Origin of the sequence: Mesorhizobium loti CJ3sym (assembly GCF_000472785.1) — a bacterium.
Lineage (GTDB): Bacteria > Pseudomonadota > Alphaproteobacteria > Rhizobiales > Rhizobiaceae > Mesorhizobium > Mesorhizobium loti_E.
Genome location: NZ_AXAL01000012.1, coordinates 114,359 through 129,493, shown reverse-complemented (window position 1 = coordinate 129,493; position 15,135 = coordinate 114,359). Strand labels below are relative to the sequence as shown.

18 protein-coding genes are annotated in these 15,135 nt (G+C 62.6%); 7 read left to right on the top strand and 11 right to left on the bottom strand.

Features of this window, described 5'->3' with window-relative positions:
• Window positions 1–8: 8 nt before the first annotated feature.
• A complete protein-coding gene (locus A3A9_RS0118245; RefSeq protein WP_027060061.1) occupies window positions 9–623 on the bottom strand; it encodes a TetR/AcrR family transcriptional regulator in 615 nt (204 codons plus the stop codon).
• A 119-nt stretch (window positions 624–742) separates the two neighbouring features.
• Between A3A9_RS0118245 and A3A9_RS39070 the strand changes: the two genes are divergently transcribed.
• On the top strand, window positions 743–1,363 hold the full coding sequence (locus tag A3A9_RS39070; protein WP_033838660.1) for a ferric reductase-like transmembrane domain-containing protein: 621 nt from the start codon (window positions 743–745) through the stop codon (window positions 1,361–1,363).
• Here A3A9_RS39070 and A3A9_RS0118235 read toward each other — a convergent pair.
• Complete coding sequence (locus A3A9_RS0118235) at window positions 1,360–3,141, bottom strand: chloride channel protein (protein WP_027060060.1); 1,782 nt, start codon at window positions 3,139–3,141, stop codon at window positions 1,360–1,362. The genes A3A9_RS39070 and A3A9_RS0118235 overlap by 4 nt on opposite strands.
• A gap of 281 nt (window positions 3,142–3,422) precedes the next feature.
• On the opposite strand from A3A9_RS0118235, the gene A3A9_RS44080 reads away from it, so the two are divergent.
• Window positions 3,423–3,734 carry a hypothetical protein gene (locus A3A9_RS44080; protein ID WP_152536129.1) on the top strand — a complete coding sequence of 104 codons (312 nt, stop codon included), beginning with the start codon at window positions 3,423–3,425 and terminating at the stop codon, window positions 3,732–3,734.
• A gap of 46 nt (window positions 3,735–3,780) precedes the next feature.
• Here the strand turns inward: A3A9_RS44080 and A3A9_RS0118230 are convergent, their stop codons facing one another.
• Window positions 3,781–4,293, bottom strand: a complete 513-nt coding sequence (locus A3A9_RS0118230) for a cupin domain-containing protein (protein ID WP_027060059.1) — start codon at window positions 4,291–4,293, stop codon at window positions 3,781–3,783.
• 24 nt (window positions 4,294–4,317) lie between these two features.
• Window positions 4,318–5,046: an NAD-dependent epimerase/dehydratase family protein gene (locus A3A9_RS0118225; RefSeq protein WP_027060058.1), complete on the bottom strand. Its 729-nt coding sequence runs from the start codon at window positions 5,044–5,046 to the stop codon at window positions 4,318–4,320.
• Window positions 5,047–5,108: 62 nt separating this feature from the next.
• Here A3A9_RS0118225 and A3A9_RS0118220 point away from each other — a divergent pair, with 62 nt between their 5' ends.
• Entirely contained in the window at window positions 5,109–5,588 is a 480-nt protein-coding gene (locus A3A9_RS0118220; protein ID WP_027060057.1) for a MarR family winged helix-turn-helix transcriptional regulator, read from the top strand.
• A gap of 37 nt (window positions 5,589–5,625) precedes the next feature.
• On the opposite strand, the gene A3A9_RS0118215 is transcribed toward A3A9_RS0118220, so the two are convergent.
• Window positions 5,626–5,925, bottom strand: a complete 300-nt coding sequence (locus A3A9_RS0118215; RefSeq protein WP_027060056.1) for a putative quinol monooxygenase — start codon at window positions 5,923–5,925, stop codon at window positions 5,626–5,628.
• Window positions 5,926–6,042: 117 nt separating this feature from the next.
• On the opposite strand from A3A9_RS0118215, the gene flhA reads away from it, so the two are divergent.
• Genes flhA through A3A9_RS0118200 form a run of 3 tightly spaced genes read left to right on the top strand, consistent with a single transcriptional unit; the run spans window position 6,043 to window position 9,264 of the window.
• Window positions 6,043–8,130 carry a flagellar biosynthesis protein FlhA gene (gene flhA / locus A3A9_RS0118210; protein ID WP_027030844.1) on the top strand — a complete coding sequence of 696 codons (2,088 nt, stop codon included), beginning with the start codon at window positions 6,043–6,045 and terminating at the stop codon, window positions 8,128–8,130.
• Window positions 8,127–8,879, top strand: a complete 753-nt coding sequence (gene fliR, locus A3A9_RS0118205; protein WP_027060055.1) for a flagellar biosynthetic protein FliR — start codon at window positions 8,127–8,129, stop codon at window positions 8,877–8,879. Before flhA ends, fliR begins: the two co-directional genes overlap by 4 nt.
• A gap of 1 nt (window position 8,880) precedes the next feature.
• On the top strand, window positions 8,881–9,264 hold the full coding sequence (locus A3A9_RS0118200; protein WP_027060054.1) for a hypothetical protein: 384 nt from the start codon (window positions 8,881–8,883) through the stop codon (window positions 9,262–9,264).
• Between the two features lie 11 nt (window positions 9,265–9,275).
• Here the strand turns inward: A3A9_RS0118200 and A3A9_RS39065 are convergent, their stop codons facing one another.
• From A3A9_RS39065 to A3A9_RS0118185, 3 genes are all read right to left on the bottom strand, one after another.
• Entirely contained in the window at window positions 9,276–10,112 is an 837-nt protein-coding gene (locus tag A3A9_RS39065) for a DUF1365 domain-containing protein (RefSeq protein ID WP_033838659.1), read from the bottom strand.
• A gap of 14 nt (window positions 10,113–10,126) precedes the next feature.
• Window positions 10,127–11,473, bottom strand: coding sequence for an NAD(P)/FAD-dependent oxidoreductase (locus tag A3A9_RS0118190; RefSeq protein ID WP_033838658.1), 1,347 nt, complete (start codon window positions 11,471–11,473; stop codon window positions 10,127–10,129).
• Between the two features lie 153 nt (window positions 11,474–11,626).
• Entirely contained in the window at window positions 11,627–12,010 is a 384-nt protein-coding gene (locus A3A9_RS0118185) for a DUF2147 domain-containing protein (protein ID WP_033838657.1), read from the bottom strand.
• A 128-nt stretch (window positions 12,011–12,138) separates the two neighbouring features.
• Here A3A9_RS0118185 and A3A9_RS0118180 point away from each other — a divergent pair, with 128 nt between their 5' ends.
• Window positions 12,139–12,549, top strand: coding sequence for a DUF2177 family protein (locus A3A9_RS0118180; RefSeq protein WP_027060051.1), 411 nt, complete (start codon window positions 12,139–12,141; stop codon window positions 12,547–12,549).
• 6 nt (window positions 12,550–12,555) lie between these two features.
• On the opposite strand, the gene A3A9_RS0118175 is transcribed toward A3A9_RS0118180, so the two are convergent.
• From A3A9_RS0118175 to A3A9_RS0118165, 3 genes are read right to left on the bottom strand one after another with little or no spacing between them, the layout of a single operon-like run.
• Window positions 12,556–13,113, bottom strand: coding sequence for a hypothetical protein (locus A3A9_RS0118175; RefSeq protein WP_245279067.1), 558 nt, complete (start codon window positions 13,111–13,113; stop codon window positions 12,556–12,558).
• A gap of 28 nt (window positions 13,114–13,141) precedes the next feature.
• A complete protein-coding gene (locus A3A9_RS0118170; protein ID WP_027060049.1) occupies window positions 13,142–14,170 on the bottom strand; it encodes an SAM-dependent methyltransferase in 1,029 nt (342 codons plus the stop codon).
• Window positions 14,167–15,003: a DUF1295 domain-containing protein gene (locus tag A3A9_RS0118165; protein ID WP_027060048.1), complete on the bottom strand. Its 837-nt coding sequence runs from the start codon at window positions 15,001–15,003 to the stop codon at window positions 14,167–14,169. The genes A3A9_RS0118170 and A3A9_RS0118165 overlap by 4 nt, the downstream gene beginning before the upstream one ends.
• Window positions 15,004–15,135 lie beyond the last annotated feature (132 nt).

Genomic DNA, 15,135 nt, shown 5'->3' with positions numbered 1-15,135 from the left:
CCGCTGTTCTACTTTGCCAACAACGCGAGAAAATTATCGAGGCTTTGCCGCATCAGCAACTCGGCCTTCTCGGCGCCGCCCCATTGCGCAAACTGGCCGTCGATCCACATGCGGGCAAGCCCGTAGACCAGGGCTCGCGCCTGTAGGGGGACACCTTCCATATCCATTGTTCGCAGTTGGCCGGCGGCGCGCGCGTCCTCGAGGATACGCACCATCAGACCGCGGATTTCTTCGTTGAGTTGAACAAGCGTCTCGGAGGCGTCGAAATCGATCGTCCGACGCATCGAGATGATCTCGAAATGCGTCGGATTGTCGATGACCCAGCGCAGATAGGCGATGCCGAGCGCCCGAAAGCGCGCCAGCGGATCGAGCTTCCCCGTTCTGTCCAGCTCAACCGTTATCTCGGCGCGAAACCGGCGCATCGCCTCCTCGGCCACGGCCGTCATCAGCGCGGTCTTGGTCGGAAAATGCCGGAACGGCGCTCCTGACGACACGCCGGCGCGTTTGCCGGCTTCGCGCACCGTCACCTGGTCGACGCCATCCTCTTTGGCGATGGCCAGGGCGGCGTCGATCAGCGCCTGCCGCAGGCTGCCGTGATGGTAGGTCTTGCGCTGCGTCGCCATGCCCTTTGTCTCCTGCCGATCATCACAATCCTGCGATCGATGCAAGCACGACTTACTTCCCGATTGCAATGGATACGCCATCGATGTAAGCATTGATTACATATTACACTGGAGGGCTCATGGACATTATCGCACCACCCCTTGCAACCCGGGCAACGAGCCGCTGGCGGCTGTTCTGGCTTTTGGCCGCGATCATTCTCGCCCTGTCCGTGCTTGTCGCTTTTCGCGGCGATTTTTCCGTCGAAGCCGTCCGCGAGGTGGTGCGGCTCACTGCGCAAATGTCGCTCCTGCTGTTCTGCACGGCCTTTTCGGCATCGGCGCTCTCGCAGCGCTGGCCAAGCGCGTCGACGCTGTTCCTGCGCCGCCATCGACGCCAGATCGGGCTGGCCTTCGCATTTTCGCACGGCGTGCATGCGGTCGCTCTCGTCATCTTCTCCCGCATCGATCCGGGCGAATTCAGCAACGCCACCGATACGCCGATGTTCGTCTTCGGCGGCCTCGCCTATCTGTTCATCATAGCCATGGTCGCAACGTCCTTCGACCGCACGGCTGCATGGCTTGGCCCACGCGCATGGCGCATCCTTCATAGCGTCGGCAGCTACGACATATGGCTGACCTTCCTGATTGCCGAGGGCAAACGTGCGCCGCACGACGTCTACTATTGGCCCTATGTCGCGCTTCTCGTCGCCGTCATGGTCATCCGCTGGCGGAGCAGAAAAACGCGGGCGGCTGCCGGCTAGCCCTCGCCAGACAGGTCCCGGCGCGCCTTTTCGAGCTCCTCGGCATAGCGCCGCATCAGATGGCCCTCGGTCAAAAGCCCGAGCACGATGTGGTCGGTGAAATCCTCGACCACGGCCAGTTCCTCGGCGCCGGCGCGCTGGAACGTCTCGGCGGCGGTCTGCACGTTCATGCTGGGCACCAGGACGGCATTCTTGTACTGGGCAAGATCGCGCACCGGCACCTCGCCGTCGGCGGGATCGCTGTGCAGTTCGGCGACGATCAGCACGCCGACATACTGATCCCCCGGATCGACGGCGATGACGCGCTGGGCGGATCCGAGCGGAATTTCCTTGCGGAAAGCGGCCAGCGTCGTCGAGGCATCGATGGTCCTGATGTCCTCACGCATCATCGAGCCTACGGTCAGGCTGCGCATCCACCCGACATCGTGGGCGCTGCGGATGGTCTCGCCGCGCAGATGGAAGCGCCAGGTCGAGAACGAGTAGCCGAAGGTTTCGCGCACCAGGATCGCCGCCATGATGGAGGCCGCCAGAACCACGCCGGTGAGCGTCAGGTCGCGCGTCGATTCCAGCGCCAGGAAAGTCATCGTCAGCGGACCGCCGACGACGCCGACGGCCAGCGACGTCATGCCGACGACGGCGGCGACGGAAGGGTCGATGCCGGTCGCCGGCGAGACGAGCGCCATCACGCCAGCGAATGCCTTGCCAAGCAGCGCGCCAAGGAACAATGAGGCGAAGAACAAGCCGCCGCGAAAGCCCGAGCCCAGCGAGATGGCCGACGCGGCCAGCTTGAGCACGAAGATGCTGGCGACCACGGTCAGCCCATAGTTCATGGCGAATTCGCGGTGCAGCGCGCCATGGCCGCTGGACAGGACCTGCGGCGTGATCAGTCCCAGCAAGCCGACGATCACGCCGCCGATGACGGGGCGCAGCGAGGCATCGACCGACAATCTGTTAAAGCCGCGTTCGATCAGCGTCACCAGTTGCATGATGGCGATCGAAGCCGCGCCGCCAAGCAGCCCGAGCAGCAGGAACGGCACATACTGGCTGGGGGTGAGTTGCGGCAGCCCTGAAAGCTCCAAGGGAAACGGCACGCCGCCGAACATTTCCGCTGTCAGCGAGGCTGAGATCGCGGCCGTCATGACAGGCGCCACATTGGCGACCGAGTAGATACCGATGACCAGTTCGAAACCATAGAAGGCGCCGGTCAGCGGCGCGTCGAAGGCGGCGGCGATGGCGCCGGCCGCCCCACAGCCGACCAGGAGGCGGACATCGTTGCGGCGCAACTTGAAGATCCGCGCCAGCCGCGATGCCAGGCCGGATCCGACCTGCGTGTAGCCGGCTTCCAGGCCGACCGAAGCCCCGAAACCGCTGGAGATCATCGTCTGGCAGACGATGACGAAAGTATCGGTCAGCGACATGCGCCCGCCATAGAGCGCATTGGCTTCGATCGGGTCGACCGGCGTGCGGAATTTCCGAATTCTGAGCCAGATCACGCTCAGCCCAAGCAGGGCGCCGCCGATCGCTGGTATCAGCGCCTGCAGTGGATTGGCGAGCGAGAACATGCCGGAAAGCCGGCCGCCGGGCTGGACGCCAAACAACAGCCCGTGCAAATCCTGCACGATCTGGCTCATCGCGGTGACCAATATACCCGCCATGACGCCGACAAAGCCTGCAAGAATGACCACGGCGATGCCGCGCGCCTCGAGCAGAGGAATTGACCTCAACAGCACGGCGCGGAGCCGGCGGGCGTAGACTTGTGGCTGGTTTCTGGAAAGCACCGGGGCGGCTCGCCGATATCAAAAGGGACGTGGAAGGCTGATACGCTCAGCGATACCGCATGGCAACCGCGATGCCCGCGCCCCGATGCGAGGATCGGTTTCGAACGGTTCAGAGGCTTCTTCCAATCAATCCCTGAACCCAAGCGGCATAAGGCAGTCGGTCATCCGAAATCGGACAACGGATTCGCAGCGATGCCCCCTCCCCAGTTCGCTTGCGCAATCGACGCACCACCAGAAAAGTGGTATTTTAGCTTGTCCTTATTTTCCTCAAGGAGGAGAACATGAGTGCGCGGGGTTTTTTTTCACTGGCTGCTTGCACGATTTTTCTGAGTTCGTCTGCAATGAGCAGCTCAAGCGTCGATATGCCGGTTAAGCAGAATATTTCACACTCCATGTCTCTTCTGCTCGGCGGCAATACGGAAAGGCAGAGCCGGCCGACAGAAGAGTTTCTCCAGCTTGCGCAGCAGGATGTCTGCTGTCCTGGCGGCTATCCCTGGTACCGTAATTCAACAAACACATGTTACGGCAGCTATGAAGATTGCCACGATACCGATGGCGGAGGGTGGTCCTGCAGACAGGTCAACGCCTGCTAGGCTTTCCGATGCCGCCTAACGGCCGGCTTGAGCGATAGGCCAACCGTCAGTCGGGTATGGTCAGCGGCCCGCAATCGTCGTCGGCGATGAAGGTCGCCAGGAGTTCGGCGGGCTCCGTGGTGCTGGCATTCTCGGCGAACAGATGAACCGTGCCGGGCGGCTCGAACCATGTCTGTCCTTGCGTGTACGTGCCGGCAGGGCCGCCTTCGAGCTGCGAGCGTAGCGTGCCCTTCACGACGAAGGCGCTGACCGAGCCTGGATGGCGATGACGAGGCGTGTAGCCATTGGGCGGAAATGCCACGATCGCGGTGGTGATGGACTTGCCCGGCACGTTGGGCAGCTTTTCGCAGGAGATCGGCGTGACGACCGTCTTCGGCCGCGCTCCGGCAGCGCCGTCCGCATCGGCATTCGCCATCTGCATGTGCATTTCCATGCCATCAGGCACGGTGCGAATAAAACCTGGGCCGGCCCACTTGGCGGCCAGCGCGAACAGAACCCCGACAGCGCTGACGGCGATAAGAGCTTGGCCGGTATGCAAACGTGCTTGATTGCCGTTCATGACGATATCTCCAGACGGATTGTCTCAGGCGGACAGCCGGAAATCGGCGCGCCAGCCCAGTTCCCCGACCGCCTTTTGCGTTGAGACAGCCTGGTTGGATTCGGCCACGTTGAAGATGCCGGGCGCACCCTTGTCGAGCGCGAGCAGCGCGGCATAGGCGGCCGCATCGACATGCACCGGCGACGCGCCGGCAGGCGCGTGGGTTCTCGTTCCCGGGCCATAGAGCTGGCCATAGCGCAACACGATGCCGGCCAATGGCGCGTTGAGAACAGAATTTTCGAGCGCGATGACACCCCCGACGCTGATGCCGCGATTGCCGCTCGCGCCACCATCCAGCGGGTCACCTTCGCCATGCGGCTCGGGGCCTGGCGCATAGGCCCAGGCGATGCTTTGCGCGACCATGCGCCGGACACTGGACGCGACGGCGGCCGCGACCAGATTGCATGTGCCCTCGTTGCGGATGCGGGCATTGCGCACGATTGCCTCACCCATCCGGCTCGGATCGAGGCCTGCCGGCAGGTCGGTCAGCTGGTGGACGACAATATCGGGCCGGACGGCAACCATCGCCCGCGACAGCGCGTCGGCATTAAAGACATCCACCACAAACGGTTCGACGCCCAGGGCGAGGAGTTTCTCGGCCTTCTCCACACTGCGCGTGGTTCCCATGACTTCATGGCCAGCAGCCAGAAGCTGTGGGATCAGCCGCTGGCCGATAGCGCCCGAAGCGCCGGCGAGAAAAATTCGATGACCCATCGTCACGGACTCCACATCGTCGTAGTATCAGTGCACGAACAACATATAAGAGCTCTTACATCATGCGCAAGCCCAATCCACATCCATCGATTCCCGCTCCCGGCGAAGGCAAGCGCGGCGAGGGAGGCTATCTCGGCTATCTCCTGCGGCAGGCCGCCGGCGCGCATCGGCTCAGAATGGACAGGGCACTGGGTGATCTCGGTGTGACGCAACCGCAATTTGTCACGCTGACCATGCTTGCGGCCTATCCCGGCCTCTCCAATGCCGATCTTGCCCGGCTGGCGCTGCTCACACCGCAAACGCTCAGCGTCATCGTCGCCAATCTGGAGCGCGCCGGTTCGCTGGTGCGCAAGCCGCATGCCATCCATGGCCGCATCCAGCACATCGATCTCAGCGACAGTGGTCGCACACTGCTGCGCGCCTGCCGCGAGCGCGTGCAAGCAATCGAGAGCGAGCTGACGGCGGGGCTGTCGGATGCGGAAGAACGCGCTGTCCGGCGCTGGCTGGTCGGCGTCGCCACGGCCGCCACGGTCGAGTCCTGATTGTTTGCCGATTGCTGGCCAGTCGGACAGCGGCCGCTCAGGTCGGCTTGGGCTCGCCGGCCTCATAGAGCACAAGATTGCGCTCGCCGATGCCAAGCGCCGGCCAGCTCGAGCGCCACTCGGCAATGTGCGGCGAGCGGAAATGCGCATCGAGCGCCGCCCTGTCGCGCCACACCTCGGTGACCCGGATCAGCCCGGCATCAAGCACATCCTGCGCATATGAATATTCCAGGCAACCGGGTTCCGCGCGGCTGCCGGAAATCATGCGCTGCATCGCCGGCCTTGCCTCCTCCAACTTTCCGACAGGCAGACGGATGGTGCCAACGATCAGGAGCATGGATTTTCCTTCTTGCGAAGATTCGGAACGGCCACTCTCCCACCCTCGCGCAAGCTTGGCCAGCTACCCTCGCCGGGCTGTCCTATGCGCGCGGCAGTCTATGGTTCGAGGACTTGAATGGCGATCAGCGAAAGCATCCAGCCCGGCGCGGTGGCCAAGAACGGCCGCGACGTCTTCTTCGCGCTCGGCATCATCATCATCCTGGCCGTACTGTTCCTGCCGATCCCGGCCTTCCTCATCGACATCGGCCTCGCCTTCTCGATCGCGCTTTCGGTGCTGATCCTGATGGTGGCGCTGTGGATCCAGCGGCCGCTCGACTTCTCGTCGTTCCCGACGGTGCTGCTCATCGCCACCATGCTGCGGCTGTCGCTCAACATCGCCACCACGCGCATGATCCTGTCGCATGGCAATGAGGGCACGCATGCCGCCGGCTATGTCATTGCCGGCTTCTCCAAGCTGGTGATGGCCAGCGACTTCGTCATCGGCCTGATCGTCTTCATGATCCTGATCGTGGTGAACTTCATCGTCATCACCAAGGGCGCCACCCGTATCGCCGAAGTCGGCGCGCGTTTCACCCTCGACGCCATCCCCGGCAAGCAGATGTCCATCGACGCCGATCTCTCCGCCGGCATGATCGACGACAAGACCGCGCAGTTGCGCCGCCGCGAACTCGAAGAAGAATCCTCCTTCTTCGGCTCGATGGACGGTGCCTCGAAATTCGTGCGCGGCGACGCCATCGCCGGCCTCATCATCACCGCCATCAACATCGTCGGTGGCATTGCCATCGGCTATATCAGGCACGGCATGGGCATGGGCGAAGCCGCCGATGTGTTCATCAAGCTGTCGGTCGGCGACGGTCTCGTCACCCAGATCCCGGCGCTCATTGTTTCACTCGCCGCCGGCCTGCTGGTTTCCAAGGGTGGCACCCGCGGCTCGACCAACCAGGCCGTGTTCGGCCAGCTCGGCGCCCATCCACGCGCGCTTTATGTCGCTGCCTCGTTGCTGGTGCTGCTCGGCCTGATGCCCGGCCTGCCCCTCTTCCCGTTCTTCGCGCTCGCCGCCGGCATGGCCGGCCTCGGTTACATCATTCCGCTGCGTGCCAACCGCGTGATCGCCGAGGCGGAAGCGCTCAAGAACCAGGAGAAGGCAACCAAGGTCGAAGAGGAAAAAAACTCTGTCAAGGCCTCGCTCGCCACCGCCGAGATCGAACTGCTGATCGGCAAGCAGCTTTCGACCCGGCTCCTGGTGTCGCATCAGGAGCTGGTCTTCCGCATGGGCAAGATGCGCAAGAAATTCGCCCAGCAATACGGCTTCGTCGTACCGGAAGTGCGCGTCGCCGACGATTTCGCCATCCCGCCCAAGAGCTACCAGATCAAGGTGCACGGCACCGTGGTAGCCGAGTACCAGATGCGTGTCGGCGAGATCATGGTGCTGCTCGGCAGCCGCGACATCCCTCAGATACCCGGCGAGGAAATCCGCGAGCCGGCCTTCGGCATGCGCGCCTATTCCGTCATTGAAACCTTCGCCGAGGATCTGAAGCGCGAGAACTACACCTTCGCCGACAACATGTCGGTGCTGCTCACCCATCTTTCCGAGGTGATCCGCAACAACCTGCCACAGCTTCTGTCCTACAAGGACATGAAGGCGCTGCTCGAACGCCAGGACCAGGAATACCGCAAGCTCGCCGACGAGATCTGCACCACGCACATCTCCTACCCCGGCCTGCAGGCGGTGCTAAAGCTGCTGCTCGCGGAGCGCGTCTCGATCCGCAATCTGCATCTGATCATCGAAGCGATCGCCGAGATCGCGCCGCATGTGCGCCGCACCGAGCAGATCGTCGAGCATGTCCGCATCCGCATGGCCCAGCAGATCTGCGGCGACCTCTCGGAAGGCGGCGTGCTGAAAGTGCTGCGCCTCGGCAACCGCTGGGACCTCGCCTTCCACCAGAGCCTCAAGCGCGACGCCAAGGGCGAGGTACGCGAGTTCGACATCGATCCGCGCCAGTTGGAGGAATTCGGCCAGGACGCCACCAAGGCGATCAAGAAACATCTCGAGGCCGGCGAGCGCTTCGTTCTCGTCACAGCACCCGACGCCCGCCCCTATGTGCGCATGATCATCGAGCGCCTGTTCACCACGCTGCCGGTGCTCTCCCATGTCGAAATCGCCAAGGGCGTCGAGATCCGGGTGCTCGGGACCATATCGTGAGCGTTCTCTCGCAGAGCGTCGTCATCGCGGCGTTCCTCGCCTTCTGCCGCATCGGCGCCTGCTTCATGCTGATGCCGGGCCTGTCCAGCGCCCGCGTGCCGGCGCAGGTCAGGCTGTTCGTGGCACTCGCCGCCACCGGCGGCCTGCTCGCTTTCCTGTGGGACAAGATCATTCCCTTCGTCGATCCGCGCCCGCAGATCCTGGTGCCGATGATCATTTCGGAACTTCTGATCGGCGGACTGATCGGCGCCATGACCAGGCTCTACATGGAAGCGCTGCGCTTCATGGGCTCGGCCATCGCCATGCTGATCGGCTATGGCGGATCGGGCGGACCGGCAATCGAAGAGCCGGAGCCGCAGGCAGCCCTTGCCGCCATCATCTCGTTTTCGGCGCTGTTGATGCTGTTCGTCTTCGATTTCGACCACGAGATCATCCGCGCTTTGGTGGCGTCCTATACGGTCGCGCCGGTCAACGTCTTCTTCAACCCGCAGGCCGCACTCGTCGACATCACCGACACCGTGTCGGACACGTTCTTCCTGGTCATTCGCCTCGGCAGCCCGTTTGTCGCCTATGCCATTCTGGTCAATCTGACGATCGGCTTCGTCAACAAGCTGACCCCGCAGATCCCGATCTACTTCATCTCCCAGCCCTTCGTCATCGCCGGCGGCATGATCATCTTCTATTTCGCCATCGGCACCATGCTGTCGCTGTTCGTCGACGGGTTCGTCGACCTGACATTGGCGAGGTGACATGAGCACGCGCAAGCACCGTCTGAAGAAACTGATCAAGGTGCAGGAACAGTTGAAGGCGCTGCACGAAACCCGCCACGCCACCTTCCTGGCAGCCGCAAACGCGGCCGAGGCGGAGGCCAGGGAACTGATCGGCCATTTCGACCTGGACAATTCCCTCTCCGGCCTTTTCCCCGATCTCTATCATCGCCGCATCGCCCAGGCGGTGGTGCGCCAGGAAGAAAACTTGGCAAGCGCCAGGCAGGAGGTCGGCCTCATCGCCACCGCGAACGCGCGCACCAACATGGTCGAACGCGCCTACAAGGATTTGCGCAACCGCGACGAACGCGCGAGTTCAGACCGCGAGCGGCTCGACCTGATCGCGCAGAAGCGGAACGAAGAGTAGCTGCGACGGGCTCACTTTCGAACGGCATCCGGCGGCAGGCTGTATTGGGTACGACCTTGAACCTTCGGGCTCGCATGGAAGCGTGCGCCTTTGAGCCAGAGTTTCAGCGCTTCCCAGTGAATGCCGGCGACGATCTTCAACGTCAGAAACGGAAACTTGACCAGGCACGCTCCAAGCTCCGGCGTGGCAAGCGGGCGTGCACTCCCGGCAAAGGTTGCCGCCAGCAGCGGCTCGCCATTTTCCGTCTCGTGGATGCGAAGCCTGACGGTCTTGCCCGGTGGCAGAATACGAAATTGGTAGCGTGCTTCCATGCCGATAAAGGGCGAGACGTGGAAAAGCTTTGGCTGTGTCTGCCGTACCCCGGCGGGGCCGAGTTCGCCTGGCCGGATCGGCGACACGTAAATATGCTGGCCACCGAACGTATTGCGCACAGCATAGATCAAGGCGATGAGCGCGCCGGCGTCGTCGTAGCAGAAATAGACCGAGATCGGATTGAAGACATAACCGAAGATGCGGGGGTAGGCGAGCAGCAGCACGCGCGCCGCCGGCTTCTCGAGGCCGGCATCGGCAAGCAGCCTGTCGGCGAAGGCCCGCAGGGTTTCGGCCGGGGTGCCGACATGGTCGCTCTCATGGAAGGATGCCAGGCCGGGCCGATTGACCCCCAACAGCCATGTCATGCGGCCGAGCTCGGCAAGCCTGTCTATGTCGACGAGCAGCGAGAAAACGCGATAGACAAAGCGATGGCCGAACGGCTTCAGCCGCGCATGCATGACCTCACCTGGATAGAGCACGCCCGCCGCCGATGATGGCGGGCCGTTTTGCTCGAGTGTGGTGACACGTTCCTCCATAGCCCGCAGGGCCCTTATTCCGCAGCCAGGAGCGCATTGGGCAAAGCTTCCGCCGCCCGCCGCCAAGGCACTGCAGCACCCAGCGCAATCGCCGCGTTCAGGCCCGAGCGCAAGCCATCCTCATGAAAACCGTGGCCGGTCCACGCGCCGGCGAAATAGGTGCCGCGCACGCCCTGTATGTCGTCGAGGCGGGCTTGCGCCGACAAGGCGCGCGCATCGTACTGGGGATGGTCGAACATCCATTCACCGAAGACCAGTTCCGGGCGCGGCTCGACGACCGGATTGAGCGACACAAACAGCGGCTTTGCGGCATCGATCCCTTGCAGGCGGTTCATCCAGTAGGTCACCGACACCTCCGGTTCGTCGCGATCACAGGAGCAGCGCAGATAATTCCACGCCGCCCAGGCGGCCCGCCGCTTCGGCATCAGGTGGGGATCCCGGTGCAGGACAACCCGATTGGGGCGATACGGTATGGCTGACAGGATCGCTTCCTCGACGCTCGATGCGTCGCCAAGCATGGCCAGCGCCTGGTCGCTATGGCCAGCGATGATGACATTGTCGAAGCGCTCCGGCGCATCATCGCCGGCCCACACGGTAATGCCGAAGGCATCGCGCACCATTGTCTTGACCGGCGACGACAAGCGTAGCGCCGATCCAAGCGGCGCCAAGAGCTTCTGCAGATAGTTGCGCGAACCGCCGCTCACCGTGCGCCACACCGGCCGCGTATCATTGTCGATCAGCCGATGGTTCTCGAAGAAGCTGATGAAGCTTGCGGCCGGATAGTCCAGCATTTTGGCGCGCGGCGTCGACCAGATCGCAGCCGCCATAGGGATGAGATAATTGTCGCGAAAGCCTACGGAGAAACCGCGGGTTCGAAGATAATCTCCGATCGAGACATTGCCCAGCGTGCCGCTGTCGCGCTCGGCGATACACGCCTTGTTGAAGCGCAGGATTTCCCGCAGCATCCACAGGAAGCCTGGCGAAAAGACATTGCGCTTCTGGGCGAATATGGTGCGCAGCGTCGAGCCGCACCATTCGAGCTTGCCGCCGTCGAGCGAAAGCGAAAAGCCCATGTCGCTCTCATGCGTGGCCACGCCAAGATGCGAGAACAAAGCGGTCAGATCCGGATAGGCCAGCTCGTTGTAGACGATGAAGCCGGTGTCGACCGAAATCGGCGTGCCGTCATAGTCGATGTCGACGGTTGCGGTATGGCCGCCCGCACGGTGCGACGCCTCATAAAGGGTCACATCGGCATCCGGACGCAAAGCCCATGCGGCGGCAGCGCCGGAAATGCCTGAACCGATGACAGCGACTTTCTTCCTGCCGTCCGAGCGGCCACGGCTGATGGGCACGAGGTTCATCAAGAATCCTTGTTGGAAATCAAGTCGGTAAGGCGCTGAAAGCGCTTGGGAGCATTTGTAGATACGGGAGGATGCGGTGTGAGTTTCACGGTGCCGCCAGGGTATTTCGTCGCGACAGGAAAAGGCGTTGGATCGAACCCCTCGCTCGCACCGTCAGCGGGCGCGGGACCAGTTGACTGACTTGCAAACCAGCCCGCCAACGACGCACCCGCGCGTGACCAGACTCTGGCCGGCCACCTTGAGCTGGATCGCATAGGTCATCGAACGCTTCGCATCGAAGGCTTTGCCGCTCAGCGTGTCGGCCGACTTCGGCTTCAGCGTCATCACAAGCTTGTCGCCGACGGCTTCACCGCCGCTGGTGTCCTTGATCCAGACATTTGTGGCGCAGATGTGCGAACCGCATGGGGCGATCCGGACCTTCGCATTGCCGTCACCACGGTTCCATGTGCCGCTCGGGTCAGGTGCCGATGCGGCAAACGCCGATCCGCAGAACGAGACAAAAAATACGAGGCCTGTCGCCACTGCCAGTCGGTTCATCAGTCGCCCTATCATCCGTTTTTAGAAGCTACGGACGATGGGGAGAGCGAGTTTCGACCGGCCGAAACTATCGCCGATAAAAACCGTTTCTGGGAACAACAGCCAATGGGAGTTTGGGACCGGACATGATCAAGAGCTACGGCATCGCCTATCTGACGACGGCGGTTGTGTTCCTGTGCATCGATGCCGTCTGGCTGACGGTGATGAGCAGCCGGCTCTACAAGCCGCTGCTGGGGCCGATCCTCCTCGACAGTTTCAACGTCAAGGCGGCAGTGCTGTTCTACGCGATCTATATCGCCGGTGCCGTCTATTTCGCGGTGCAGCCCGCTTTCCAGAGTGGATCGTGGACAACAGCGGCGGTGAACGGTGCTGTGTTCGGCTTCTGCGCCTACGCCACCTACGATCTGACCAACCAGGCGACGCTGAAGAACTGGCCTGTCACGGTGACCATCGCCGATATCTGCTGGGGAACCGTGCTAACCGCGATCGCGGCCACAGCGGGTTTTCTCGTCTCCAGCGCCCTGTCTCGAACTGCGTAGTGGCCGTCAGCGTTTGGCCGGGGGGCCAATCAGGTTCATCACGAGAAGACCGATGAAGGCCGTGAGCGTGCCGGCGCTTAGTGCGTTCATCTTCAGGAACCCTGCATACTCCTCGGCCGAATAGAGGTGGACGGGGGCGCCGTAGCACCCATGCAGGACCGTGAAGGCCAGCATGCCGACAATTGCTATGGCGATCGCAATGATGCGTTCGCTCGGTCGGAACAGCACGAAGCCGAGCAGCACGCAGGGCAACAGAAAGATCTCGACGCCGGAGGCGACGCCGAACACTTTGGCGCTGAGCACCGTGTTGCCGATTCCGACCAGCGGCAGCAAAGCACGCCCGGCACGGCCATTGATACGGCCAACCGCCGGAACCACGAGGAAGAACGGCGTCGAGAGGAATGTGTAGAAGGACGGCGCGATATCTTGGCCCACGTACCAGTAGACATAGAGCGGATAGAAGGGCTGGTTCCACAAAACGACAAGAGCCACCAGATTGGCGGTGGCCACGAGGGGATCGTCATGCGCGAAGTAGGCCTTCGCCGCACTCCAGGACGCTGCCAACAGTCCCGATCGGGTCGGCGTTTCCAATCTATGCGGCCGCACGCAGGCGATAGTGGCTGACACCCCATTCCTCGCCATTGGCATGTCCGAACAGCCCGGCGGTAGCGAGGAAAAACAGGCGCCAGCGCCGGCGCCAGATCAGGGCGTCCTTGCCGCAGACCTCAGCGAGGATGCGGTCGACCTCGGGCAGGTTGGCGTCCATGTTGGCCAGCCACTGGTTTGCGGTGCGCTGGTAGTTGCGGCCATTCCATCGCCATTCCTGCTCGACATCGAACAGGGCCGGGAACTGCCGGATCAGACCGTGGCTCGGCATGATGCCGCCGGTGAAGAAGTGCTGGGCGATCCAGTCGGACTTGTCGCGATGGTCGAAACGGTAGGACCGGCTCTTGTGGGCGAAGACATGGATGAAAAGCCGGCCTTCCGGCGTCAGCCATGAGTGCACGCGTTCGAGCAGCTTTTGCCAGTTCGACATATGCTCGAACATCTCGACCGACACGATCCGGTCGAACATGCCGTTCGGATGAAAACTGTTCATGTCGGCGGTGATGACGCGGATGTTTGCGAGGCCCTTCTCCCGCGCCTGTGCTTCGATGTATGCCCTTTGAGGCGCCGAGTTGGAGACCGCGGTAATCCCAGCGGCGGGAAAACGCTCAGCCATAAACAGCGTCAGCGAACCCCAGCCGCAGCCGAGTTCGAGGATGTCCTGGCCATCACTGAGATCGGCGTGCGCAACGGTTTCCTCCAACGCAAGCACCTCGGCCTGCGCCAGGGTTTCATCGCCGCGCCGGTAAAGGCAAGAGGAGTATTTGCGCCGCGGCCCGAGCACCAGCCCGAAGAAAGCCGGCGGCAATTCATAGTGCTGTTCGTTGGCGGCCTGCGTGTGCTCGGCAATCGGATGATCGGCCATCGCGTGGACGAAGGCCTGTTCCTGGACGGCGGGGCTTTCGAGCAGATTTCGGCGGGTGCGTCCGACAAGGAAGTCGATCCCTGTCCGGGTTACTGGATCGGGAAACGGGCTGCGTTCGACGGTGCGTATGGCGGATGCGATGAGGCTCATGATGCCCGACCTTTCGAGGTTTGTGCAGGGGTATGGCGGGGCGCCCCCGGCCAGAACGCATTGACGCGCGCCTGGTAGGCCCGGAACGTTTCGCCACGCGATTTCAGCATGTACGCTTCGAGCGGCGGAATGCCGGACACATGAACCAGAAGCCAGTACATGAAGAGCGGACCGGACACCGCGACCCAGCCCCATGCATAGGCGCCGGTAAGATCCAGCGCGATCGCCACATAGGCCAGCCAGCCGAACCACTCGAAGAAGTAGTTGGGATGACGCGAAAGTCCCCAAAGCCCGACGTCGCAGACTTTTCCTTTGTTGGCCGGATTTTCGCGAAACCGCGCAAGCTGGCGGTCGGCCAGGCCTTCGCCAAGGATGGCAATCACCAGAATGGCGATGCCCAGCCAGTCGCCGATTTGCAGTTGTGGGACCGGATTGCGGGCTGCCGCGAAGATGGAAAGTGAAAGCAGCCAGGCAGCGCCGGCCTGGATCTGCAGAAACCAGAACAGCCGGCGCGGAAAATCCTCGCCCCATTCGCTGCGCAATTGCGCATAACGCGGATCGTCACCGCCGTGCAGGGTTCTGCCAACGATATGCAGTCCAAGCCTGATCGCCCAGATCGCCGCGAGCAGGGCGACGACGACAGCCCTCGTCCCCGCGTGCTGCCAGCCGGACAATGGAACCAGCGCCATGGCGATGCCGGCGGCGCCCACCGCGAACGACCAGATCGCATCCACCCAGCCGGACTTGCCGCTTCGAAGGGCAATCGCCCAGGCGATCGACATGACGAGAGACAGGCAAATGCCCACACCGACAAACAAGATTGCAAACGTCACGACGTAGCCCTGCACGATCACTGTGATCTGTTGCGTGAGTTACGCTTCGGCATGGCGGCAAGTTTCCGGCATGCTCAGAGTTTTGCGGAACCAGCACCTCTATCTGTTCAGATATCGGCGCCGTGCGGCAAG

Bases quoted from the DNA above. Each gene is read 5' to 3' on its own strand.
- flhA (WP_027030844.1), top strand. From the start codon at position 6,043: ATGGCGATCAGCGAAAGCATCCAGCCCGGCGCGGTGGCCAAGAACGGC.
- A3A9_RS0118225 (WP_027060058.1), bottom strand. From the start codon at position 5,046: ATGGGTCATCGAATTTTTCTCGCCGGCGCTTCGGGCGCTATCGGCCAG.
- A3A9_RS0118185 (WP_033838657.1), bottom strand. From the start codon at position 12,010: ATGAACCGACTGGCAGTGGCGACAGGCCTCGTATTTTTTGTCTCGTTC.
- A3A9_RS39070 (WP_033838660.1), top strand. From the start codon at position 743: ATGGACATTATCGCACCACCCCTTGCAACCCGGGCAACGAGCCGCTGG.
- A3A9_RS0118215 (WP_027060056.1), bottom strand. From the start codon at position 5,925: ATGCTCCTGATCGTTGGCACCATCCGTCTGCCTGTCGGAAAGTTGGAG.
- A3A9_RS0118190 (WP_033838658.1), bottom strand. From the start codon at position 11,473: ATGAACCTCGTGCCCATCAGCCGTGGCCGCTCGGACGGCAGGAAGAAA.
- A3A9_RS0118230 (WP_027060059.1), bottom strand. From the start codon at position 4,293: ATGAACGGCAATCAAGCACGTTTGCATACCGGCCAAGCTCTTATCGCC.
- A3A9_RS39065 (WP_033838659.1), bottom strand. From the start codon at position 10,112: ATGGAGGAACGTGTCACCACACTCGAGCAAAACGGCCCGCCATCATCG.
- A3A9_RS0118170 (WP_027060049.1), bottom strand. From the start codon at position 14,170: ATGAGCCTCATCGCATCCGCCATACGCACCGTCGAACGCAGCCCGTTT.
- A3A9_RS0118220 (WP_027060057.1), top strand. From the start codon at position 5,109: ATGCGCAAGCCCAATCCACATCCATCGATTCCCGCTCCCGGCGAAGGC.
- A3A9_RS0118200 (WP_027060054.1), top strand. From the start codon at position 8,881: ATGAGCACGCGCAAGCACCGTCTGAAGAAACTGATCAAGGTGCAGGAA.
- A3A9_RS0118245 (WP_027060061.1), bottom strand. From the start codon at position 623: ATGGCGACGCAGCGCAAGACCTACCATCACGGCAGCCTGCGGCAGGCG.
- A3A9_RS44080 (WP_152536129.1), top strand. From the start codon at position 3,423: ATGAGTGCGCGGGGTTTTTTTTCACTGGCTGCTTGCACGATTTTTCTG.